General features: G+C 64.7%; 22 protein-coding genes. 11 read left to right on the plus strand and 11 right to left on the minus strand.

The window, feature by feature from the left end:
- Positions 1-425 precede the first annotated feature (425 nt).
- From CS1BSM3_RS21565 to CS1BSM3_RS21575, 3 genes are all read right to left on the minus strand, one after another.
- The gene (locus tag CS1BSM3_RS21565) at positions 426-1,376 is read right to left on the minus strand and encodes an ornithine cyclodeaminase family protein (protein ID WP_072390741.1); all 951 of its coding nucleotides are present in this window, start codon (positions 1,374-1,376) and stop codon (positions 426-428) included.
- Positions 1,377-1,484: 108 nt separating this feature from the next.
- Positions 1,485-2,024, minus strand: coding sequence for a DUF1465 family protein (locus CS1BSM3_RS21570; RefSeq protein WP_072390743.1), 540 nt, complete (start codon positions 2,022-2,024; stop codon positions 1,485-1,487).
- Between the two features lie 174 nt (positions 2,025-2,198).
- Complete coding sequence (locus tag CS1BSM3_RS21575) at positions 2,199-2,627, minus strand: hypothetical protein (RefSeq protein ID WP_072390745.1); 429 nt, start codon at positions 2,625-2,627, stop codon at positions 2,199-2,201.
- 240 nt (positions 2,628-2,867) lie between these two features.
- Between CS1BSM3_RS21575 and CS1BSM3_RS21580 the strand changes: the two genes are divergently transcribed.
- Positions 2,868-3,299, plus strand: a complete 432-nt coding sequence (locus CS1BSM3_RS21580; RefSeq protein ID WP_072390748.1) for a PaaI family thioesterase — start codon at positions 2,868-2,870, stop codon at positions 3,297-3,299.
- 122 nt (positions 3,300-3,421) lie between these two features.
- Here CS1BSM3_RS21580 and CS1BSM3_RS21585 read toward each other — a convergent pair whose 3' ends face one another.
- From CS1BSM3_RS21585 to CS1BSM3_RS21600, 4 genes are all read right to left on the minus strand, one after another.
- Positions 3,422-3,922, minus strand: a complete 501-nt coding sequence (locus CS1BSM3_RS21585) for a GNAT family N-acetyltransferase (RefSeq protein ID WP_210188818.1) — start codon at positions 3,920-3,922, stop codon at positions 3,422-3,424.
- Between the two features lie 17 nt (positions 3,923-3,939).
- Positions 3,940-5,154, minus strand: a complete 1,215-nt coding sequence (locus tag CS1BSM3_RS21590) for a saccharopine dehydrogenase family protein (protein ID WP_072390754.1) — start codon at positions 5,152-5,154, stop codon at positions 3,940-3,942.
- 101 nt (positions 5,155-5,255) lie between these two features.
- Positions 5,256-5,687 carry a hypothetical protein gene (locus CS1BSM3_RS21595; protein ID WP_072390757.1) on the minus strand — a complete coding sequence of 144 codons (432 nt, stop codon included), beginning with the start codon at positions 5,685-5,687 and terminating at the stop codon, positions 5,256-5,258.
- Between the two features lie 21 nt (positions 5,688-5,708).
- Positions 5,709-6,401, minus strand: a complete 693-nt coding sequence (locus CS1BSM3_RS21600) for a YggS family pyridoxal phosphate-dependent enzyme (RefSeq protein WP_244540584.1) — start codon at positions 6,399-6,401, stop codon at positions 5,709-5,711.
- A 67-nt stretch (positions 6,402-6,468) separates the two neighbouring features.
- On the opposite strand from CS1BSM3_RS21600, the gene leuS reads away from it, so the two are divergent.
- From leuS to CS1BSM3_RS21630, 6 genes are all read left to right on the plus strand, one after another.
- On the plus strand, positions 6,469-9,096 hold the full coding sequence (leuS, locus tag CS1BSM3_RS21605) for a leucine--tRNA ligase (protein WP_072390760.1): 2,628 nt from the start codon (positions 6,469-6,471) through the stop codon (positions 9,094-9,096).
- Positions 9,083-9,646 carry an LPS assembly lipoprotein LptE gene (locus CS1BSM3_RS21610; RefSeq protein ID WP_072390763.1) on the plus strand — a complete coding sequence of 188 codons (564 nt, stop codon included), beginning with the start codon at positions 9,083-9,085 and terminating at the stop codon, positions 9,644-9,646. The genes leuS and CS1BSM3_RS21610 overlap by 14 nt, the downstream gene beginning before the upstream one ends.
- Positions 9,647-9,713: 67 nt before the next feature.
- On the plus strand, positions 9,714-10,691 hold the full coding sequence (locus CS1BSM3_RS21615; RefSeq protein ID WP_083528798.1) for a glycosyltransferase family 2 protein: 978 nt from the start codon (positions 9,714-9,716) through the stop codon (positions 10,689-10,691).
- A 105-nt stretch (positions 10,692-10,796) separates the two neighbouring features.
- A complete protein-coding gene (gene holA / locus CS1BSM3_RS21620) occupies positions 10,797-11,843 on the plus strand; it encodes a DNA polymerase III subunit delta (protein WP_072390769.1) in 1,047 nt (348 codons plus the stop codon).
- Positions 11,844-11,952: 109 nt separating this feature from the next.
- Positions 11,953-12,945 (plus strand): adenosine kinase, encoded by a 993-nt coding sequence (locus CS1BSM3_RS21625; protein WP_072390772.1) that lies wholly within the window; start codon positions 11,953-11,955, stop codon positions 12,943-12,945.
- 148 nt (positions 12,946-13,093) lie between these two features.
- Positions 13,094-13,705, plus strand: coding sequence for a hypothetical protein (locus tag CS1BSM3_RS21630; RefSeq protein WP_143149310.1), 612 nt, complete (start codon positions 13,094-13,096; stop codon positions 13,703-13,705).
- Positions 13,706-13,719: 14 nt separating this feature from the next.
- Here the strand turns inward: CS1BSM3_RS21630 and coaA are convergent, their stop codons facing one another.
- Positions 13,720-14,700, minus strand: coding sequence for a type I pantothenate kinase (gene coaA / locus CS1BSM3_RS21635; RefSeq protein WP_072390778.1), 981 nt, complete (start codon positions 14,698-14,700; stop codon positions 13,720-13,722).
- Between the two features lie 167 nt (positions 14,701-14,867).
- Positions 14,868-15,230, minus strand: a complete 363-nt coding sequence (locus CS1BSM3_RS21640) for a phosphoribosyl-ATP diphosphatase (protein WP_072390781.1) — start codon at positions 15,228-15,230, stop codon at positions 14,868-14,870.
- 274 nt (positions 15,231-15,504) lie between these two features.
- On the opposite strand from CS1BSM3_RS21640, the gene CS1BSM3_RS21645 reads away from it, so the two are divergent.
- From CS1BSM3_RS21645 to pstB, 4 genes are all read left to right on the plus strand, one after another.
- Positions 15,505-16,560, plus strand: a complete 1,056-nt coding sequence (locus CS1BSM3_RS21645) for a PstS family phosphate ABC transporter substrate-binding protein (RefSeq protein ID WP_072394261.1) — start codon at positions 15,505-15,507, stop codon at positions 16,558-16,560.
- Positions 16,561-16,688: 128 nt separating this feature from the next.
- The gene (pstC, locus tag CS1BSM3_RS21650; protein ID WP_072390784.1) at positions 16,689-18,080 is read left to right on the plus strand and encodes a phosphate ABC transporter permease subunit PstC; all 1,392 of its coding nucleotides are present in this window, start codon (positions 16,689-16,691) and stop codon (positions 18,078-18,080) included.
- Positions 18,073-19,812, plus strand: coding sequence for a phosphate ABC transporter permease PstA (gene pstA, locus CS1BSM3_RS21655; protein WP_072390787.1), 1,740 nt, complete (start codon positions 18,073-18,075; stop codon positions 19,810-19,812). The genes pstC and pstA overlap by 8 nt, the downstream gene beginning before the upstream one ends.
- Before the next feature lie 35 nt (positions 19,813-19,847).
- Positions 19,848-20,660 carry a phosphate ABC transporter ATP-binding protein PstB gene (gene pstB / locus CS1BSM3_RS21660; protein ID WP_143149404.1) on the plus strand — a complete coding sequence of 271 codons (813 nt, stop codon included), beginning with the start codon at positions 19,848-19,850 and terminating at the stop codon, positions 20,658-20,660.
- A gap of 67 nt (positions 20,661-20,727) precedes the next feature.
- Here pstB and CS1BSM3_RS21665 read toward each other — a convergent pair whose 3' ends face one another.
- Together CS1BSM3_RS21665 and CS1BSM3_RS21670 are read right to left on the minus strand one after the other, a co-directional pair.
- Positions 20,728-21,237 carry a transcriptional regulator LdtR gene (locus CS1BSM3_RS21665; RefSeq protein ID WP_072390790.1) on the minus strand — a complete coding sequence of 170 codons (510 nt, stop codon included), beginning with the start codon at positions 21,235-21,237 and terminating at the stop codon, positions 20,728-20,730.
- Between the two features lie 157 nt (positions 21,238-21,394).
- Positions 21,395-22,495: an enoyl-CoA hydratase/isomerase family protein gene (locus CS1BSM3_RS21670; protein ID WP_072390793.1), complete on the minus strand. Its 1,101-nt coding sequence runs from the start codon at positions 22,493-22,495 to the stop codon at positions 21,395-21,397.
- Positions 22,496-22,597: the final 102 nt, after the last annotated feature.

Genomic DNA, 22,597 nt, shown 5'->3' on the forward strand with positions numbered 1-22,597 from the left:
TCGATGATCACATGCGTCGTGGCTTCGCCACGAGTGGGGCCGCGGGCCCCACGCCCCGCGCGGGGGACACCCCCGCGCCCCCGTCTTTTATGGACTTGGAGCGAGCCGCGAGCGCGCCAGGTCCCTTCTCCCCGTTCTTCACGGGGAGAAGGCTAGGATGAGGGGCGGAAACTTGCGCTGACGTTTGCGTATGCCGCCGCCCCTCACCCCGACCCTCTCCCCATTGAAGTCAATGGGGAGAGGGGGAAGTGGGGCGCATCATACGCCGCGCTGTCGCTCTGGCCGCCGCGGGCATAGCACCACGACCGAAGGCGAAGCACCCCTTCCCAGCAGCCCGCGGCCAGTAAATAAAAAGGAGGGGGTCCGGGGTCTCTCCGGTGGAGCGCGAGGCTAGCCTCGCTCGCGCCGCAGGCGCGAAGCACTCGCTATCGTGGGAGCTCAACACCGACGCCGAGCGACAGTGCCGTCTCGTACACCAGATTGGCGACGACCATGTCCTCCATGGCATTACCCATGGACTTGTAGAGCGTCACCTCCGTATCGCTCGTGCGCCCGGGCTTCGCGCCAGCGAGCACTTCGCCAAGCTCCACGGCCGACGATGGATCCCGTCCCGCCAGTTCCGCGCACCCGACCGGCGCCGGACTGAAGGCATTACGCGTCTCGACGCAGATGCGCGCGCGTTCGATCAGTGCCGTCGGCACCTCGCTCCCGGGCGGCGCGAAGCCGACGGACGTGACATGCGTGCCCGGCTTGATCCACGCGTCCTCGATGACCGGCGTCGTCGATGAGGTCGTGAGGCACACGATGTCGGACTCGCGCACGGAGGCTTCGAGATCATTCGTCGCCTTCGCCAGCGGGCTGAGCCCTGCAATGGCATTGGCAACGTCGTGCCGCCGCGCAAACACGCGAATGTCCTCGATGTTCAGCAAGGTGACGAGCAGACGGACGTGCTCCCGCGCCTGCACGCCCCCGCCGATCACCGTCGCGATCTTCGCATCCTTGCGCGCGAGTGGATCGATGGAAAGGACCGCTCCGCCCGCCGTGCGGATACCTGTGATGGCGGCGGCGTCCATGACGGCGAGCGGTGCACCGGTCTCGCGGTCGAAGAGGCTGATGAGCCCCATATGGCTCGGCAGGTGGTGCGCGTGATTGCCCTCGAAGACATTCACCGTCTTGAGTGCGATGTGGCGGGCCGGCATCCAGGCCAGCATCGCAAGCGCGAAGCCCTTGCCCGGTACATCGATCTTCGGCCGCGGCGGGGCCTGAACCGTCCCCGCGCTCAATGCCTTGAAACCCTCGGCCAGCGTGGCAAGGACGGCGCCCGGCTCGATGAGCGACGTCACATCGGCCGTCGAGAGATAGCGTATGGATGTCAAAGCCCGGGCCCTCGCCTGCGCGCGATCAAAAAGTAAACCGGCGGACGTGCCTCGCACGCCGCCGGCTCACAAGAGAACGCGGAATGGCCGAGCCTGCAAGCGGCCCGATCAGTGCGGGAAAGCGGGATTGCCGAAGGCGGCCTCGATCGAGGCGATCTGCTGGCCGACCGGATTATCCTGGGTATCGATCTTTCCGGCGCGCGCTGCCTCGAGCGCGCGGTCGATGCGCACGACGCGATCCTGCAGCGCGAAGCTTTCCTCGATGAGGGCGCGGATCGCGCGCGGCAGTCCGCCGTAGTCCTTCACGTGCTGCGGGCGCGCAACGCCGAGCCGGATGCGGCGGCGCTTCACGTGCGCTTCCTCCGCCGTGATCTCGCCGAGCTTGAGCGCGCGGCGCATCAGCAGCCATGAAGCAAGCTCGAGAAGCCGCGTCGTCAGACGCATGCTCTCGGTTGCATAAACGACGTTGAGGGAAGCGGAAAGTGCCTTGGCTTCCTGTCGCCCGGCGCCATCAAGGTAGGCCGCGGTGCGCTCGACGAGCGCCATGCCATCCTTGAAAATCCGATCGAATTGCTCAGACGCGGTGAAATGCTCGGCAAACGAAACCGTTTCACCATTGCTGGCATTCGAAGCGACGCTACGCACCATGGGACCCACCGACACGACAGAACTCGACACGGCTTTCAACCTATCAGCAACCTTGTTCGCTGTGAACATCGCAGCTGCTGGTTAACAAAGCTCTCCTGAGATTGTCGCTAATATGTGGCCCTCGCGCGGCACCTCGCGGCGCTTGTGGATAACGCCAATGGACAACGTCGACGCTTAACGATTGAGGCTGAACTGCGCGGTCCCGCCACCGCCCGACAGCGAAGCGGTCAGCTTGTTGTGGCTGTGCACTCGGATGCGGATCGATCCCTGAATGCCGTACTCGGAGTTGTAGAACTCGCCGGCGTAGGTGCTGCCCGTCAGATGCGAGAGCGCCGCATTCTGGATGACGCGCGCCGAGGCCGTCGCGCACACGGCGTGCATGGCAACACCACCACCGCCAGAGTTGCGGAACGTCACGCGGCAGCGCGCGCGCTCCCTCTCGCCGGACGGGAAGGTGATCATGCCGCCGCCAGCCCACGAACCGGCAAGCGACTGGGCCTGGGCATAGATCGCCCCGGCCGTGAAAACTCCCAGCGCACCGGAAAAAACAAGGGCCGCGCCGAGACCGACAGCGAATGTGCGCTTCGTGCGAACGAGTGTCATGAGCGTGCTCCTCTCCCCATGATCGAAAGTTAGGATCGCCCCCTCCACGCGACAACGGCACGCCGCATTGCACGCAGAGGGAAAAGCTCTGGATAGCGCGTCATCAACGTCGATGACTGTGGACATCCGTCTAAGAAAGTCCGCGCAAATGGCGCTTTCACGCAGTGGACAGGGCGAGAGTTCGGCGACAAGGTGCGAATCGATAAACCTTCGTTGAAAAAGTAGTGATCGGTACACCGCATGTCCGCAGCACCGCCAACCGCATCGCCATCGGCCGTTCCGCCGGGCTTCAAGCTCATGCTCCCGAACGACGGCTTCATGAGCAACAACGGGCCCTACTATCTGCGCCGCATCACGGAAGGCGGATACGCGTACGGCTTCCAGAGTGACGAACGGCACAGGAATCCGAACAACGTCCTGCACGGCGGCGCCGTCATCGGATTTCTCGACACCATCATGGGGCACTTCGCGGCGAGCTCGGCGAAGCGTCCGACCGCGACGATCGGCTTCGATTGCCGCTTTCTGGCGAGCGCCCCGCCCGGCGCGTGGATCGAAGGCCGCGTGATCATGCGCCGGCTGGCGCGGACGCTCGCCTTCGTCGACGGCGAGGCTCTCGCCGACGGCAAGCTGCTCGTCGCGGCCTCGGGCATCTTCAAGGTGTTCGAGGGCTGATCAGCCGGCGCGCTCAGGGCCCGAGCTGCCGTTCGACGGCCCGCATCGGCAAGATGAGGCGCTGAGCATCGGGCAGGCGCCCATCCGCACGAAGCACCGATCGGCGGTCGCGCGCTGCGCGCCTAGCTGCGCGTCAAGCGGAAGATGGTGCCGCGCCAGCGCTCACCGTCCCCCTCGATTATTTCGACCGGACCCGAATGAACTGCGGGGATCGCACGGCGCCAGAATGCCAGTGCCGGCCAGTTATCGGCCAGCACCGCAATCTCCCACCTGCCGGGGCGCTCCGCGATCACCTGGCGCGCGATCTCTGTGCCGATACCGCGCCGGCGGTACTTCCGCGCGACGAAGAACTCGGCAATTGCGAAGTCGACCGGCCGGCCGAGCGCCGACCAGTCATTGACAAGGACGAAGCCCGCGAGGCGGCCTGCGATGTGAACGAGCAAGGGCTCGCGGTTCGGTTCAGACCAGTAAGCGTCCAGGTGCGGATAGGCGAAGATCCCGTCATGGCCCAGTTCGCCATGCGGGCTCTCGAACGGCGCGAACTCGGAGAAGTCGTGCAGGTAGAGCTGCATGAGCCGGGAGAGGGTGTGTACCTCGTCAGCCCGCGCCCGCGCGATCTGCACGACATCCGCCATCGGCTTTAAGTCTTGACCTTGAAGAGCTCCTTCTGGTCGCTCTTCTTCACGTCGATGAGATGCCAGGGCAGGCCCTGCTTGCCGATCTCGTCCATGAAGGGCTTGGACGGAAGCTGCTCGACGTTGAACACGCCCTTCCCCTTCCAGTGGCCCTGGAACATCATCATGGCACCGACCACGGGCGGCACGCCGGTCGTGTAGGACACCGCCTGCGCGCCGGTCTCCTTGTAGGACTTGGCGTGATCGCACACGTTGTAGATCATCGCGCGCTTCTCCTTGCCGTTCTTCTTGCCGACAAAGATCACGCCGATGGACGTCTTGCCCGTGTAGTTCTCGCCGAGCGATGACGGCGGCGGCAGCAGCTCCTTCAGGAACTCCATGGGGATGACGGGATTGCCCTTGTACATGACGGGGTCGATGCGCGTCATGCCGACGTTCTGGAGCACCTCGAGGTGCTTGATGTAGTTGTCCGAGAACGTCATCCAGAAGCGGATCTGCTCGAGCCCCTTGATATGCTTCACGAGGCTCTCCTCCTCCTCGTGATAGATGAGGTAGCTCTTGCGCTCGCCGACTTCCGGGTAGTCGATCATGGCCGAGATCGAGAGCGGATCGATGTCGATCCACTTGCCATTTTTCCAATACTTGCCGCGCTGGGTCACCTCGCGGAGATTGATCTCGGGATTGAAGTTCGTCGCGAACGCCTTGCCGTGGCTGCCGTCATTGCAGTCCACGATATCGATCTGGTTGATCTCGTCGAACAGGAACTCCTGCGCATAGGCGCAGTAGATGTTCGACTGGCCGGGATCGAAGCCGCAGCCGAGCACGGCCATGATGCCGGCGGCCTTATACTTGGAATGGTACGGCCACTGCCACTTGTAGGTGAACTTCGCTTCGTCGCGCGGCTCGTAGTTGGCCGTGTCCATGTAGTGCACGCCCGCTTCGAGGCACGCATCCATGATCGGCAGATCCTGGTACGGCAGGGCCATGTTGATGACGAGGTGCGGCTTGATCTTCTTCAGGAGCTTCACGGTCGCCTTGACGTCATCGGCATCGAGCTTGTGGATCTCGATCGGCGTCTTGCAGCGCTTTGCGACGGCCTCGCAGCTCTCGATGCGGCGCGAGGCCAGGTGGATCGTCTTGAACACGTCGCGGTTCATCGCGCACTTCTGCGCGGTGACGGAACCGGCAGCACCGGCGCCAATGATCAGAACGGTATCCACGGGGCGTCTCCTCGAATGCAGGGGGATGTCGCGCGAAGCCGGGAGGGTTGGGCTTTCGGCTCTACCTCCCATGGGCGGCGTCGATATTGCAGTTGTCTGTGTTATTCAATGGGGAATTGGGCACCGGGCCTTCCACCCATCGATCCTTCTTTGGCGAGCACCCAACCTGAAAGCCCGTAGGATGAGGACAGCACGAAGCCTTTTAGACCTCGGCCGGTCAGCTCCTCCGCCGCACATGAGAGATCAGCAGCCCAAGGGCCCGGAGCTCCCGCAATACGGTAAGACTCCATGATCTGCGGGGCATACGTCGACACAAGCTGTTCGACGGAAATCACCTCCAAAGCAAAGATGATGTTCCCAAAGGCATCATTCTCAAGGTGATATCCCTCAACGCCCGTGAATACGATTTCGCGGAGCTGGCCTTCGGCCATGGCCGTGCTTCGGCTGCGGAGCCGAATCTGGCGGGCTTCGCAGTTCACCTCATAGGAGACAAGAACATCGTCATGAAGCGAAGGCAGATTGTCTGCTGACATGATCCGGTCTCTGCACTCTCTTCACCCCCGACTGCCGAATATCGCGCTGCCGACGCGCACGTAGGTCGCGCCGAGTTCCACCGCGGCCTCGAAGTCGCCACTCATGCCCATGCTGAGCTCGGGGAGCCCATGCTCGCGGGCGAGCTTCGACAGGAAAGCGAAGTGCACCGCCGGCTCCTCGTCCACGGGCGGAATGCACATCAGGCCCTCGATCTCCATTTTCAGCTCATCCTGCACGAGCTTAAGGAAGTCGGGCAGATCCGCCGGGGCAACGCCCGCTTTCTGCTCCTCCTCGCCCGTATTGACCTGCACGAGCAGGCGCAGCGTCTTCCCGCGCGCGGCCATCTCGGCTTTCAGCGCGTGGGCGAGCTTCGGCCGGTCGAGCGTGTGGAGCACATCGAACAGCGCGACGGCGTCCCGCACCTTGTTGGTCTGCAGGGGACCGATCAGGTGTAGCTCCAGGTCCGGGTGCGCATTCTTGAGCGCCGGCCACTTGGCCTGGGCCTCCTGAACGCGATTTTCCCCAAAGAGTCGCTGCCCGGCCGCGATGACCGGCTTGATATCCACCTCGCCGAACGTCTTTGACACCACGATCAGCCGAACCGATGCGGGGTCCCGTCCGACCTCCCGCGCCGCCTTCTCGATCCGACCGCGGACGGCCTCGAGCCGCAATTCTGCCGTGTCCGTCATCGTCTCCGCCTTGACCCGCCCCATCCTTTGGGCTCATTACGCCCCGAGCTTATTCGCCCACAGTACGGCAAACACTTACCGAGGTCGCTCCATGGCCGCCGAACGCTATAACGCGCCCGAACGCGAGCAGCACTGGCAATCTGTCTGGGAATCGCGCGGGGCCTTCCGTACGACGACTGACCCGGCCAAGCCCAAGTGCTACGTGCTCGAGATGTTTCCGTACCCCTCCGGGCGCATCCATATGGGGCACGTCAGAAACTATACCATGGGCGATGTGCTCGCCCGCTACAAGCGTGCCCGCGGCTTCAATGTCCTGCACCCCATGGGCTGGGACGCCTTCGGCATGCCGGCCGAGAACGCCGCCATGGAGCGGCAGACCCACCCCGCCAAGTGGACCTACGCCAACATCGCCGCCATGAAGGCCCAGCTCAAATCCATGGGCCTCGCCATCGACTGGACGCGCGAATTCGCGACCTGCGATCCGAGCTACTACCGCCACCAGCAGCGCCTGTTCCTCGACATGTACGCGAAGGGCCTCGCCTACCGGCGTTCGAGCAAGGTGAACTGGGACCCCGTGGACCAGACCGTGCTCGCCAACGAGCAGGTCATCGACGGCCGTGGCTGGCGTTCAGGTGCGCTCGTCGAGCAGCGCGAGCGCCTGCAGTGGGCCTTCAAGATCACCGAGTTCGCCGATGACCTCATCGAGGCGCTCGGCACGCTCGACAAGTGGCCCGAGAAGGTCCGGGTCATGCAGGAGAACTGGATCGGACGATCCGAGGGCCTGCTGATCCGCTGGGCGCTGGATGGCGCCGCACCGAACGGCGCGACCGAGCTGGAAGTTTTCACGACGCGCCCGGACACTCTCTATGGCGCTTCCTTCCTGGCCATCGCGCCGGATCACCCGCTGGCGCTGGCCGCGGCGGAGGCCAATCCCGCGGTCGCGGCCTTCAGCGAGGAGTGCCGCCGCATGGGCACTTCGCTCGCCACCATCGAGAGCGCGGAGAAGAAGGGCATCGATACAGGCATCGTCGCCACGCACCCGCTCGACCCCAATTGGAAACTGCCGGTCTACGTCGCGAACTTCATTCTGATGGACTACGGCACGGGCGCCATCTTCGGCTGTCCGGCACACGACCAGCGCGACATCGAGTTCGCCCGCGCCTACGGCCTGCCGGTCGTCCCCGTCGTCGCGCCGACGGACGCCAAGGCGCGCGCCCGCGCGATCGCCGAGATCGAGGCCGGCACGGCCTACGTCGATGACGGCGTGATGATCAACTCGCAGTTCATGGACGGTCTCGACGTCAAGGCGGCCTTCAACGCCATTGCCGACCGCCTCGAGAAGGCGACGCTCGCCGGCAAGCCGGTCGCCAAGCGCAAGATCAACTATCGCCTGCGCGACTGGGGCATCTCGCGCCAGCGCTACTGGGGCTGCCCCATCCCGATCATTCACTGCGGCGACTGCGGCGAGGTGCCCGTCCCCGTCGACCAGCTCCCGGTGAAGCTCCCCGAGGATGCCTCTTTCTCCGAGCCCGGGAACCCGCTCGACCGCCACCCGACCTGGCGCCATGTCGACTGCCCGAAATGCGGGAAGCCGGCGACACGCGAGACGGACACCATGGACACGTTCGTCGACAGCTCCTGGTATTTCGTGCGCTTCACGGATCCCAATGCGGACACGCCCGTCGATCAGGCGGCGGCCGACTATTGGCTGCCGGTCGACCAGTACATCGGCGGCATCGAGCATGCGATCCTGCACCTCCTCTATTCGCGCTTCTTCACGCGCGCCATGGGCGTTGCCGGACACCTGAACCCGAAGCTGAAGGAGCCGTTCGCGGCGCTCTTCACGCAGGGCATGGTTGTGCACGAGACCTACAAGTCGGCCGACGGTGCCTGGCTGCTGCCGACCGAAGTACGCTTCGAAGGCGAGGGCGACACGCGGCGCGCGACGGAGATTTCGACGGGCAAGCCGGCGCAGATCGGCTCGATCGAGAAGATGTCGAAGTCGAAGAAGAACCTCGTCGACCCGGACGACATCATCCAGCACTACGGCGCCGACTGCGCCCGCTGGTTCATGCTTTCCGACAGCCCGCCCGAGCGCGATGTCATCTGGACCGAAGCCGGCGTGGCCGGTGCCGGCCGCTTCATCCAGCGCCTCTGGCGCCTGCTCGGCGAGATCGAGACCAAGGCTGCACCCAAGGGCACCGCGCGCCCGGCTGAGCTCGGCCCCGAGGCCATGGCGCTCAGGCGCGCGACTCAGAAGACGCTCGACACCGTCGGCCGCAACATCGAAGGCCTGCGCTTCAATGTGGCCGTCGCGCAACTCTACGAGCTGTCGAACGAGGTCTCGGCGGCGCTCGGCAAGGCCGATGCGGGCCTGGACTGGGCACTTCGCGAGGCCGTCGAGCATCTTGTTCAGATGATCGGCCCGATGATGCCGCATTTGGCTGAAGAATGCTGGGCGCGGCTCGGTTACAACACTCTTTTGGCGGATCAGCCGTGGCCGCAGGTCGAAGGGGCCTTGCTCGTTGACGATCACGTAACCATTGCCGTACAGGTGAACGGCAAACGTCGGGACGAGCTGACGGTGGCCCGATCGGCCGCGAAGGAAGAGATCGAGGCGGCAGCGCTCAAGCTGGAGTCTGTCGTGCGGGCTATCGAGGGACGGCCCGTGAGGAAGGTGATTGTGGTCCCACAGAGGATCGTGAATGTCGTCGCCTAGGGGGAAGAAGCCGGAAAACGTTCCGACGAGACGCGCGCTGTTGCGCGGTCTTGCGCTGACGTTTGCCGCGGCTCCCATTCTCGCAGCCTGTGGCCCCGGCGAGTTCCAGCCACTCTACGGCCCGACCGCCAGTGGCGAGCGTCTTCAGGACGTGCTCGCCAAGGTGGACATCGCGCCCATCCCGAGCCGCGTCGGCCAGCGCATCCGCAATGAGCTGATCTTCCACAATACCGGGGGCGGCGAGGCACCAAAGCCGGACTATCGCCTGGAGATCGTGCTCCGCGAGGGCATCAACTCGACGCTTGTCACCTCGACCGGCGAAGCTCACAGCCAGATCTACAATGTCGATGCTGCTTACCAGCTCATCAACATCCGGAAGAAAGAGGTCGTGCTGAAAGGCAGCTCGCACGCCCGCGCGGCTTTCGAGCGCTATCAGTCGATCTACTCCAACGTCCGCGCCCGTGACGACGCCGAAGTTCGCGTCGCCCGTACGATCGCAGACGAGCTGAAGGTGCGCCTGAGCGCCTTCCTGTCGCGTACGCCCGCCTGAGCGCGGGGTACAGTGAATTAGTCGGTCCGGTCCGTATTGCGTCCGATCGCCAGTCTGCGGCCTCGAGATGGCATCTGACGATTCCGCACGCGTTCATGGCGCAGCGCCCTGCTGGCGTTTCGAGCGCACGAGCACCGTTAAGCGCCCTTCGATAAGCGTGGTGATGCCGGTTTATAACCGCGCGGACACCGTCAAGGCGGCTGTAGAAAGTGTGCTGGCTCTCGATGAGACCGAATTCGAGCTTATCGTCGTCGATGATGGCTCACAGGACGAGACGCGCGAGATCCTCGGCGCCATCGATTGCCCCGTCCTGACACTGGTATTTCTCGACACCAACGCGGGCGCCAACGCGGCGCGCAACATTGGTGCGTCGCTCGCGCGAGCGCCCGTGCTCGCATTTCTCGATGCCGATGACACTTACTTGCCCGGCCGCCTCGCCCTGCCGCTCAAAGCGCTCGGCAAGAACCCGGACGTCGGCGTCGTATTGTCCTCGTTCACGGTGGCGAAGCGGGAGAAGTCGAACATCGTCCGGCTGCCTGACCGAGCCTATGGCAGCGAGGAGCTCGTCCGCCTCCTCGCCCGGCACGTCCTGCCCCCATCCACACCGGGAATTACGATGCGCAGGGAGCTGTTCCGCGCGGCCGGCGGGTTCGATCCGGAGGTAAGACGGATTCAGGATCGCGAGATGTTACTGCGTGCTGCCAGGCGCACGAGAGGTGTCTCCATCTCAGAACCTCTCTGGCACAAGAACTGGCAAGCCGATGGCATCTCGTCCAATCTGGCGACTTATTTTGCTGCGCTCATGGACTTGTTCGACCGCCATCCGCTCTACCACGGCGCCGAACGAGGCACGCGCGATTATCTCATCGCGCGCCACTTGGTCACCCTCCTATTATCGCTGCAGTTCGCCCAGGCTTGGCGCGACTACAAGTGCGCACGCGAGCGATTTGCATCCACGCCGGCAACCTTGCCGAGCTTGGTGCTATCGTACTTCGCAACACGCCGCGCGCGGCGGCGCTCGAAGCTGGAGCTGTTCGACAAATAGTCCTACAAGAACGGCTGTCTCTTCCGGCACGAACCGAGAGAGCGACGAAACCCTCGGTAGCGGTTCTGCGAGCCGCCTTCCGGCTCCTGCTTGTGGCGAGTAATCATGGTCGCGATCAAAGCCCAGCAAGCCAACGCCGTCCTGACGCGGCCGGACACGAGCCTGACCGCGTTCCTCATTTACGGAAGTGACACTGGCCTCGTCAGCGAGCGCGCTGTGAGGCTCGCCCAGTCGCTCGCCGCGCGCGACACGCCGCCCGGCGAGATCGTCCGCATCGATGATCCCGAGCTCGAGGACGACAGCGAGCGTCTCTCCGTCGAGCTGCTTACGCTACCGATGTTCGGTGGGCGCAAAATCGTGCGCACGACCATGGGCCGGCGCGTCAATGGCGCTCTCCTGCGCGGCATCCTGGAGGGGCCAACCCTCGCCGGCGTGCTCATCGTCGAGGGGGGCAACCTGCGTGCCGATGATACCGCGCGCCAGGTCTTCGAGAAATCTCCGCACGCCGCCGCCATTCCCTGCTTTGCCGATGATGCCCAGTCGCTCGATCTGATGATCAACGAGGTGCTCGGCACGCACCGCCTCTCGATCACGCCCGATGCGCGCGAGATGCTGCTCGCCCGCCTCGGCGCCGATCGCGGTCTCTCGCGCGGCGAAGTCGAGAAGCTCGCCCTCTATGCTGCAGGCCGCGGCACCATCGAGGCCGAGGCCGTCGAGGCTATTGTCGGCGACGCCTCGGAACTGGCCATGGAGCGCGTGATCGATGCCGCAGCCGCCGGAGACGGCACGCGCGCGATCGAGGGCTGCCAGCGCCTTCTTGCCTCGGGCGAAGGAGCACAATCGATCATCGCCGCCGTCCAGTGGCACTTCGCGCGCCTCCATCGCATTCGCGGCGCGATCGAGGGTGGCCGCAGCATGGATGAGGCCATGCGCCAGATCCGCCCGCCCTTGCACTTCAAGCGCCGCGCCGCCGTCGAAGCCCAGTGCCGCCGGTGGACGGCGCCGAAACTCGCGGCCGCTCTTGCCCGCATCCGCGCCAGCGCGCTCGCCGCGCGCACGGCATCGAGCCTGGAGGATGCGCACGCTGAACGCCTGCTCATGGAGCTTGCGCGGCTCGCCGCTGCCCGCGACACATCAGCCCTGCGCGCCTGATCGCGCCCCTCTAGCGGCCTCTTTCCGGGGGGCAAGGCCGCGTGCCGGCTTGCTCGCGCAACCCTGCGCACTATAGTGCGGCCGCACAGAAAACGCGGGGGACCTCGTCATGGCCAGGATCGAGCACGACGTCGTTGGCATCGGCAATGCCATCGTCGACATCATTGGCCGCTGCAAGAACGACTTCCTCATCAAACACAATCTGGCCAAGGGCCACATGACGCTGGTCGATGCCGACCGGGTCTCGCATCTGTATAGGGAAATGGGCCCGGCCGTGGAAATCTCGGGCGGCTCGGCGGCCAATACCATGGTCGGCATCGCCTCGCTCGGCGGCCGCTCGGCGTTCATCGGCAAGGTCTCGGAGGATGAGTTCGGCACCATCTTCCGCCACGACATCCGCGCCGCCGGCGTCGCCTTCGATACGCCCCCCTCGACCGGCGGTGTACCGACCGCGCGCTCGCTGATCCTCGTGACACCTGACGGTCAGCGGACCATGAACACCTTCCTCGGCGTGAGCCCGGAGCTCAGTCCCCGCGACGTCGATGCCGCGCTCATCGAGGCCTCCCGCATCGTCTATCTCGAAGGCTACCTCTTCGACCGGCCGGACGCGCAGGCCGCCTTCCGCCACGCCGCCGACATGGCCGAGCGCGCGGGCCGCGAGGTCGCGCTGACGCTCTCGGACGGCTTCTGCGTCGAGCGCCACCGCCTCGAATTCCTCGAGCTGATCCGCCACCGCGTCGACATCCTGTTCGCGAACGAGTCGGAGATCACGGCGCTCTACGGCGCCGCGACCTTCGAGGAGGCCGCACGCCAAGCCAAGGCCGATGCCAAGGTCGCCGTGCTCACGCGCAGTGCCAAGGGCTCGGTCATCTTCAAGGGCGACAAGGCCGTGAGCGTTCCGGCGGCCCCCATCCGCCAGGTCCTCGATACGACGGGCGCCGGCGACCTCTACGCCGCCGGTTTCCTCTACGGCTACACCAACGGCAAGTCCCTCGACGTTTGCGGGCATCTCGGCAGCCTCGCCGCGGGCGAGATCATCAGCCACATCGGCGCCCGGCCCGAGACCTCGCTTGCCGCACTCGCCGCCGCGCGTGGTCTTTAGAAACCCTGAGCCCGATATCGAAGTTAAAAAGAGGCGGCGTCCCGCACCGCCCATGATATATCTTTGTGCGTTGCATCAAAGTGCCGCCACATAGGCGTCGTCGACTGTCCGGCGTCTATGTCGTCAGTCTCGATTGCGGAGTACGCACATGGCCGGCAAGACCCCCGGAAGCCGACGAAGAGCCCAGCGCGCGGACAAGCCTTTGGACAAGGAGGCTCGGGCGCTCGAGCGCGCCGCAGCCCTCTTGAGCAAGGATCCGACGCTCTCGAAGAGCGCCGCCCTTCGTGGCGCCGGCATCACCGAAGCGCGCGAGGTACGCCGCCTCGTCGCCAGGCTCGCGGCACCAGCAAGCAAGGCCAAGGCGCCCGCGCCATCGCGCGTTGCTGCCGCTCAGGGCCGTCCCCAGGTAGCGATGCCGCTGCGCGCGAGCGTGCAGAAGAAGATCGGGCCGGCAACGCAATCGGCTAACCACGAGAAGCGCTCGGACAAGGCTGCCTACCATCCGAAGACCGAAGTGCCGCCCTTGCAGGAAGCTCCCCAAGCCGGCGTCACGCCGGTTCCAAATCTGCTCGCCATAGCGCGGCCATGGATGATGCTCGGGATTCAGATGACGATCACGGGCTTCACCCTCCAGGCCCGCATGGCCCGAGCGGCAATGCAGCTCACCCCCGCAGCCGCGGCCATGCGGCAGGGCGCGAAAGCGACCAATGCATGGCTCGCCGCGGTGTACGGATATCAGCCGAAAGCGGGCAAGAGCTGAAGCGGCTCAGCAGCTCATAGGCGGCGCAGGAGCACGCTCGCGACGGCGTGGTCGTTGCCCTTGCGCAGGATGCAGCGCGCGCGCTGGCGCGTCGGCAGAATGTTTTCGTCGAGATTGATCCGGTTGATGCCGTTCCAAATCTCAAGCGCCTTTGCGTGCGCCTGCTCGTCTGTCAGATGCGCATAGCGATGGAAGTAGGCGGCCGGATCGCGGAAGGCTGTCGTCCTCAGGCGCATGAAGCGCTTCACGTACCAGGCCTCGATCACGCCCGGATCCGCATCGATATAGATCGAGAAATCGAAGAAATCCGAGACGAACGGGATTGCCGCGCCGTCCTTCGGCAGACGCGCCGGCTGCAGCACATTGAGGCCCTCGACAATCAGAATGTCGGGGCGATCGACGATGATCTGCTGGCCCGGAATGATGTCGTAGTGGAAGTGCGAGTAGACCGGCGCCGCAACCTTCTCGCGGCCCGATTTCACGTCGCCGAGGAAATTGAGGAGGCGCGTCAGATCGAAGCTTTCGGGAAAGCCCTTGCGGTGCATGATCCCGCGCGCTTCGAGCTCGTGGTTCGGCCAGAGAAAACCATCGGTCGTCACGAGATCCACGCGCGGATGATCCGGCCAGCGCGCAAGCAGCGCCCTGAGCACGCGGGCCGTTGTGCTCTTGCCGACAGCAACCGAGCCCGCGACACCGATGATGAAGGGCACGCGCCGCCCTTGCCGGCCGAGAAACTTCGACGTGACGGCGTAGAGCTCCTGAGAGGCCGCAACATAGAGATTGAGCAGACGCGAGAGCGGCAGATAGATCTGCTCCACCTCCTCCATGGACAGCTCTTCAATGAGGCCGGAGAGCGTCGCGAGATCGCGCGGCACCAGCGTCATGGGCGTGTCGGCGCGCAGGCGCGCCCAATCCTCGCGACTGAAGGTGCGATAGGGTGAGTACAGCACGCCGGAACGCGCCGCGTAGTCTTCCTGCTGCAGGACGTCGCGCATGGCCCTAGTGTCCCGATGCCGAAGTTCTCTTGACCTCGATGCCAGTGTCCCGAGCGACTTTCGGGATCGAAAGGGACACTAGAAACATAGACTTGCTCGTGTGATTCAGATCGAGAAATTCGCTCGGTACGGTGCCGCGGGAGGCGGCGAATTTCTCGATCATCACACTAGCTCCCCTTGCGGCCCCGGCTCACCTTCTCGTCGAGGCCGGAAAGCCCCATGCGCTTCTCGAGCGTCGCGAGCACGTCCTCGATGGCGACCCCGCGCACTTCGAGCAGCACGAGCAGATGATAAACCAGATCGGCGGCCTCGCCTTTCAAAGCCTCGTCGCTCTCCTGGAGGCTCGCTATGACGACCTCGACGGCCTCCTCCCCGAGCTTCTTTGCGCACCGCGGCGCGCCGCCGTCCAGAAGCTGGCGGGTATAGGAGGTATCGGAAGCCGCCGAGCGGCGCGCCCGTATGGTCGCCGCGAGGCGCTCGAGAACACCCGCCGAGCCGTCCAAGCCGCCGCTATCTTGTTCAATTGCCATGGAGTTTATCCGCCATGCCCGAATGGGCCCTTCGCGCATCCATACTGCCTTGCGGCGCCAAAGTCATGGGCGCTCGCATGATGGCGTGAACGCCCTTCGGAAGGCTTGTGCTCACCCCCTATTTTCGGCCAAAATATCTGTTGTCATATCAATATATTAAACTGTCACAAAACGATTACGGCCGTCAGCTAGGAGTCTGGCCAGGGTCAAGGGACCCAGCGAGGCGCAATGCGGGAAAATGCGCGCCTGTCCTCAGATGCTCTGGGAGATTGCAATGAGCACCAAGATTATCACGACCGCGGCAGCGCTTGCTGCTGTGGGCTTCGTCGGTTTTGCCGATGTGGCATCGGCACGTGACCAGATCCGGGTTGTCGGATCGTCGACGGTCTATCCCTTCACCACGGCGGTCGCCGAGCAGATCGGCAAGACGGGCGGCCTCAAGACCCCGGTCGTCGAGTCGACCGGCACGGGCGGCGGCTTCAAGCTCTTCTGCGGCGGCGTCGGCGTCGGCCATCCCGACATCTCGAATGCCTCGCGCCCGATCCGCAAGAGCGAGTTCGAGGACTGCCAGAAGAACGGCGTCAAGGACATCGTCGAGATCAAGGTCGGCATCGACGGCATCACGATCGCTCAGTCCAAGGCCGGCCCGGCCCTGAAGCTCACGCTCTCGCAGGCTTTCCTCGCGGTCGCCGAGCAGGTCCCGGACAAGGACGGCAAGCTCGTCGCCAACCCCTACAAGAACTGGTCGGACATCGATCCTTCGCTGCCGAACGTGAAGATCGAGATCCTCGGCCCCCCGCCGACGTCCGGTACGCGCGACGCCTTCCATGAGCTGTTCATGGAGCCCGGCGCCGAGAAGATCCCCGCGCTCGCCGCTCTCCGGAAGTCGGACCGCAAGGCTTTCGACACGGTGTGGAAGTCGATCCGTAAGGACGGCGCCTACGTCGAGGCTGGCGAGAACGACAACGTCATCGTCCAGAAGCTCGAGGCCAACCGCAATGCCTTCGGCATCTTCGGTTATTCCTTCCTCGAGGAGAACACCGCGAAGCTGCGCGGCGTGCCGATCAACGGCATCGAGCCGGAGTATGATCCCATCGCTGCCGGCAAGTACGCTGGTTCGCGCCCGCTCTTCATCTACGTGAAGAAGCAGCACGTCGGCGTGATCCCCGGCCTCGACAAGTTCGTCGCCGAGTACGTCTCCCCGAAGGCCATGTCGAAGGACGGCTACCTTGCTCTCAAGGGCCTGATCTCGCTGCCCCCCGAGGAGGCCAAGAAGATCGCGGCTGACGCTACGGCGATGAAGACGCTGACCGCTGCCGACGTGAAGTAAGCAACGGGCGCTTGCGCTCAAGGTAGCCCGGGCTTTTCAGGCCCGGGCTACCCCGCGCCCCACGAATTGCAGTGCGCGGCGCGATCGCCGCAGCGATACAAGAAGCGAAACTCATTAGGACCTCGACGATGACGGCCGTATATTTCATCACGCTCGCCTGTCTGGTCATCGCCGGCTACTTCATCGCAGCCCAGCGCGCGAAATCGCTACGCGCCGCACCCGGCGCCGCCTTCCACTCCCTTCCGACCTACCACGGCATGCTGGCCGCCGTTTCACTGTTCGTGCCGATGGTTCTCGTGTTCGCGATCGGCACGCCGATCGTCAAACACCTCGCGACATCGAGCGTCTTCAGTTTCTTTCCGCCCGAGGTCGCGAACGATCCGCTGCAGCGCGGCGTGGTCCTGCGCGATGTCGGCAACATCCTCGACGGTCGCCACCAGGGTGAGCCTTCTGCCACCCTGCGCAGTGCCGCCACGAGCTTCGCTCATGTGCTCTCGACAGGCCGCCTGATTGTACTCGGTGCCGGCGTCGCCCTCGGCATTGCATCGCTGCTCCTCGTTCTGAGCCGCATCAGTGCCACCTTCCGCGCCCGCAATTTGTTCGAGCGCTTTGTCATCGCGGCGCTCGTGCTCTGCGCGCTCGTCGCCATTCTGACCACGATCGGCATCGTCTTCTCGGTGGTCTGGGAGACATATCGCTTCTTCTTCGATCCGACGCTCAAGGGCCGGCCGACCGTCACCGACTTCCTGTTCGGCACGGAGTGGAACCCGCAGGCTGCGCTTCGCGCCGACCAGGGCGACATCAAGACGGCCTACGGCTTCATTCCCCTGCTGACCGGCACGCTCCTCATCACCTTCATCGCCATCCTGGTGGCGGGGCCGCTCGGTCTCTTCTCGGCCATCTATCTCTCCGAGTACGCGACGCCGCGGTTCCGCGCCTGGGCCAAGCCCATTCTCGAGATCCTCGCGGGCATTCCGACGGTCGTGCTCGGCTTCTTCGCCGCCCTCACCGTCGCCCCGCTGATCCGCGGCTGGGGCGAGAGCTTCGGCCTCGACATCGCCTCGGAGTCGGCGCTCGCAGCCGGCCTCGTCATGGGCATGATGATCATCCCGTTCATCTCCTCGCTCTCCGATGACGTGATCAATGCGGTGCCGCAGTCGCTCCGCGACGGCGCTTACGCCCTCGGCGCCACCAAGTCCGAGACCATCAAGAAGGTCGTTCTGCCGGCAGCCCTTCCCGGTATCGTCTCGGCCTTCATGCTCGCGATCAGCCGTGCCATCGGCGAGACCATGATCGTCGTCATGGCGGCCGGCCTCGCAGCGAACCTGACACTCAATCCCCTCGACGCGGTCACGACCATCACCGTTCAGATCAAGACCATTCTCGTCGGCGACCAAGAGTTCGACAGCGCCAAGACGCTCGCCGCCTTCGCGCTGGGCTTCGTGCTCTTCTTCGTCACCCTCGTGCTGAACATCATCGCGCAGCAGATCGTACGCAGATACCGAGAGCAGTATGACTGATATCTCCGCACAACCCACCGCCGGTCCGCTTCGCCGCCGCGTCGATACGACGTCACCCGAGGCCCAGGCCGCCGTTCGCCGCCGCTATCGCTCCGAAGCTCGCTTCAGGACCTATGGGCTGCTGGCGATCCTGACCGCGGCCGTGTTCCTCGTCGTGCTGCTCATCGACATCGGGGCGAGGGCACTGCCCGCGTTCACCACGACCTCGTTGCAGCTCAATGTCGCGGTGCCGAGCGACCTCGTCCCGGCGGACCAGAAGAACAATCCGGCCGCGATCCGTGGGGCGGACTTCCTTCCCGTCATGCGCGAAGCACTGAAGACGGCCATCCCCGGCGTGCAAGGCCGCGGCCCCGAGCGTACGCTCCTGCGCCTGCTGAGCCCCGGCGCGCCGGATGATCTTCGCGAGCGCCTGGCGGCCAATCCTTCGCTCATCGGCACGACGCTCAAGGTGCCGCTGCTGCTTTCTGCGACAGCCGACCTCTACTTCAAAGGCGCCGGCACGCCGATCAACACGCGCTCGAGCCGCGGCGCGGCAACGCCGAGCGGCACGACGGGCACGATCACCGTCAGCGCACCGGGGAACGACTTCTCCGAAAACCTCGTCACGGTCAAACTCGCCGTTGCCGAGCGCGCCCAAGCACTCGCCGCCGAGGCCGAGCGCACTGCGCGCAGCTCTGCTCCCAATGCCGCCGAGCGCGCCAACGAATTGCGCGCCGAGGCCGCAGCCATGGCCGCGCGCGCCAAGGATACGGCAGCAGCGGAGACGCTCGACAGCCGCCTCCCCTCGCTGCTCGTCGAGATCAACGGCGGCCTCGTGAAAGTCAGCCAGCTCGCGGCCGACCGCATCGAGGGTGACGTCCTTCTGCCGCTCGCCTCGACGAACGAGGCAAAGGCCAGCGATTGGCGCATCGTCACCTACGTGACGCCGGAGAGCTCGCGCAAGATCGGCGACCAGGAAGTTGCCTTTCTCGAGCGCTTCAAGGCCAATGGGCAGGTCGAAAAGGGCTTCAACTGGCGCTTCTTCACGTCGGGTGACAGCCGCGAGCCGGAGCTCGCCGGCATCCGCGGCGCGATCGTAGGCACGGCGCTCACGCTCCTGGTGACCCTGGTCCTGTGCGTGCCCGTCGGCGTCGCGGCCGCGATCTACCTCGAGGAGTTCGCGCCGAAGAACCGCTTCACCGATATCATCGAGGTCAACATCAACAACCTCGCGGCGGTTCCCTCGATCGTGTTCGGCCTTCTGGGCCTCGCCATGTTCCTGAACTTCTTCGGGCTGCCGCGATCGGCACCGCTCGTCGGAGGTCTCGTGCTGGCGCTGCTCGTGCTACCGACGATCATCATTGCTTCGCGCGCGGCCTTGAAGGCCGTGCCTCCCTCGATCAAGGAGGCCGCGCTCGGCGTCGGCGCATCGCACCAGCAGGCCATCTTCCATCACGTGCTCCCGCTCGCCATGCCGGGCATCATGACCGGTACCATCATCGGCATGGCCCATGCTCTCGGCGAGACGGCACCGCTCCTCATGATCGGCATGGTTGCCTTCATCGTCGACGTGCCGACCAGCGTCACTGACGCGGCAACGGTGTTGCCGGTGCAGATCTTCCTCTGGTCTGATCTGCCCGAACTTGCCTTCAAGGCGAAGACAGCAGGGGCTATTGTCGTGCTTCTCGTCTTCCTGTTCGTCATGAACGGCACGGCCATCTGGCTGCGCAAGCGCTTCGAGCGCCGCTGGTAGCCCAAATTGCTTTCGGAGAGTACATGAAGATGGATATGACCACCCAAGGCATCCAGGCTGCACAACCGTACGTGGCCGCAAAGTCCTCCACGGCGTCGAAAGTCGTCGCGCGCGGCGTGAACGTCCACTATGGCGAGAAGCACGCGCTCAAGGACGTCTCAGTCGATGTCCCCGATCAGGCGGTCATGGCCTTCATCGGCCCGTCGGGTTGCGGCAAGTCGACGTTCCTGCGCTGCATCAACCGCATGAACGACACGATCCCCATCTGCCGCGTGACCGGCAAGATCGAGATCGACAGCAAGGACATCTACGATCCCTCGCTCGACGTCGTGCAATTGCGCGCGCGCGTGGGCATGGTCTTCCAGAAGCCGAACCCCTTCCCGAAGTCCATCTACGAGAACGTCGCTTACGGCCCGCGCATTCACGGCCTCGCCAAGAGCAAGACCGACCTCGACGAGATCGTCCAGACGAGCCTCGAGAAGGCCGGCCTTTTCAAGGAGGTCAAGGACCGTCTCAACGACTCTGGCACGGGCCTCTCGGGCGGTCAGCAGCAGCGCCTGTGCATCGCCCGCGCCATTGCCGTGAGCCCGGACGTCATCCTGATGGACGAGCCGTGCTCCGCCCTCGACCCGATTGCGACCGCCAAAATCGAGGAGCTCATCGACGAGCTGCGCTCGAACTTCTGCATCATCATCGTGACGCACTCGATGCAGCAGGCGGCGCGCGTCTCCCAGCGCACGGCCTTCTTCCATCTCGGCATTCTCGTCGAGGAAGGCGAGACGGAGACGATCTTCACGAACCCGCGTGACGAGCGCACGCGCGACTACATCACTGGCCGCTTCGGCTGATCCAAAAAGAAAGGCGGGAGCCGCAATTCGCGCCTCCCGCCGGAATTCCTGCGCATTTCCGTTGCGACTACAGCCGGTAGCGGATCTGGTCCGACCAGAAGCGCTCGAGCCGGATGAGGGCACGATTGAGGCCCTGGACGTCGCCCTGGTTGACCTCCCCGACCACCTCGAGCGAGCCGAGCTGGCGGTGATACAGCTTATCGACGACATCGCAGGCCGCCATGCCCTTGGGCGTCAGGCTGACCTTCACCGAGCGGCGGTCCACCTCGGAGCGCTTGTAGTGAAGATAGCCCATGTCGACGAGCTTCTTCAGGTTGTATGAGACGTTCGAGCCGAGGTAATAGCCGCGCGTCTTGAGCTCGCCGGCTGTGAGCTCACTCTCGCCGATATTGTAGAGAAGCAGCGCCTGTACGCTGTTGAGCTCGGCACCACCCTCGCGGTCGAACTCGTCCTTGATGACGTCGAGCAACAGGCGGTGGAGCCGCTCGATCAGGCGCAGGGCCTGCAGATACTCGCCGCGGAAATCCTCGCCCGTGGCCGCATCCCGCGGGCGGACTTTCTCCAGTACTGCACTCATAACGCTTGCCTCCAGATCAGTGGGTGCGTCCCAACCGATAGGCTTCGAATTAAGTCGGAGGCTACATGAGGAAATTAAATCTTACGCTAATACACATACTAAATAAACGATTGATTATTGGCCCATTTTTGCACTCGGAAAATGCCGGATCCTGTACCTAGGCGAGCATTTCCTGCATTTTCTGCCGCGCCGGCAACCGGACGTGGTGGGCCTCGGTCGGCGAAAAGATCGCATCGAGCATAGCGGCGCTGACTTCCTCGATCCGCGCGGGCCGCCAGTTGGGTCGCTCGCCCCGTGCAATGAGGCGGGCGCGCACGCCGGCGTGGATGTCCGGGAGCTCCATCATGCGGCAGGCTACGGCGTGCTCGAGTTCCAGCACTTCGGAGAGTTGCATCGCGGACGCTTCACGGACCAGACGGTGCGTGACGGCGAGCGCCGTCGGCGAGCGCTCGAGAAGGCGCGCACGCGTCGCCTCGGCCCAGGCGGCGTAAGCCCCCCGCTCGCGCTCCAGGCGCGTGATGATTTCGGCAACGGTGCCCGCGCCGAACGTGCGCGTGATGACCTCGCCGAGGGCCAGGATGGGAGCAGGCCCCGGATCCCGGTGGCGCGTATCGAGGAGCGGATCGACGGGCTCGGCATCGACGAGCGCGGCCATGATCGTGTCGTGCTCGGAGGCCGGGATGCAGTGCGTCGCAATCCCGAGGTGATAGGCATCGGCGGCGCCGATGCTCTCCCCCGTCAGCGCCATGTACATGCCGATGTCTTTCGGCATGCGCGAGAATGTGTGGGCAAGGCCGTAGTTGGGAATGAAACCGATGCCGGTCTCGGGCGTGGCGCATTTGTAGTGCTCGCCGGCGACACGATGCGTCCCGAAGCGGCTGATGCCATTGCCGCCCCCCATGACTGGCCCGTTGATCAAGGACACCGTCGGCTTGGTGAAACATTCGGCCAGCCAGACCAGCGAGATCTCGTCGCCGAGTGCCTTCTCCACCGCCTCGATGTCCTGGTCGGCGAGTGTGGCCATCTCGATCACATCGCCGCCCGAACAGAAGATGCCCTCAACGGCCGAGCGGATCACCACGGCATAGACCAGCGGATCGCGCGCATACTTCGGCAGGTTCTCTGCAAGGCGGGCCCGCGCGGCGATGGTCAGCGCATTCCGCTTTTCGGGCCGCGCCAGCGTGATGAGTGCCAGCGCCCCGCGCCGCTCGCACAGGAGCCCATCCGCAACCTCTTCTGCCGCGGTCCCACCGCTCATTCAGGCGTTCCTCGTAGTGATGCTTTGGAACATCACCTTAGCGAACGACCGCGCCCTCCGCCATTGGATGGCCGGATAGGAGGGTCACGATGTAAGCGCAGA

The sequence above is a fragment of the Hyphomicrobium sp. CS1BSMeth3 genome, assembly GCF_900117415.1.
Lineage (GTDB): Bacteria > Pseudomonadota > Alphaproteobacteria > Rhizobiales > Hyphomicrobiaceae.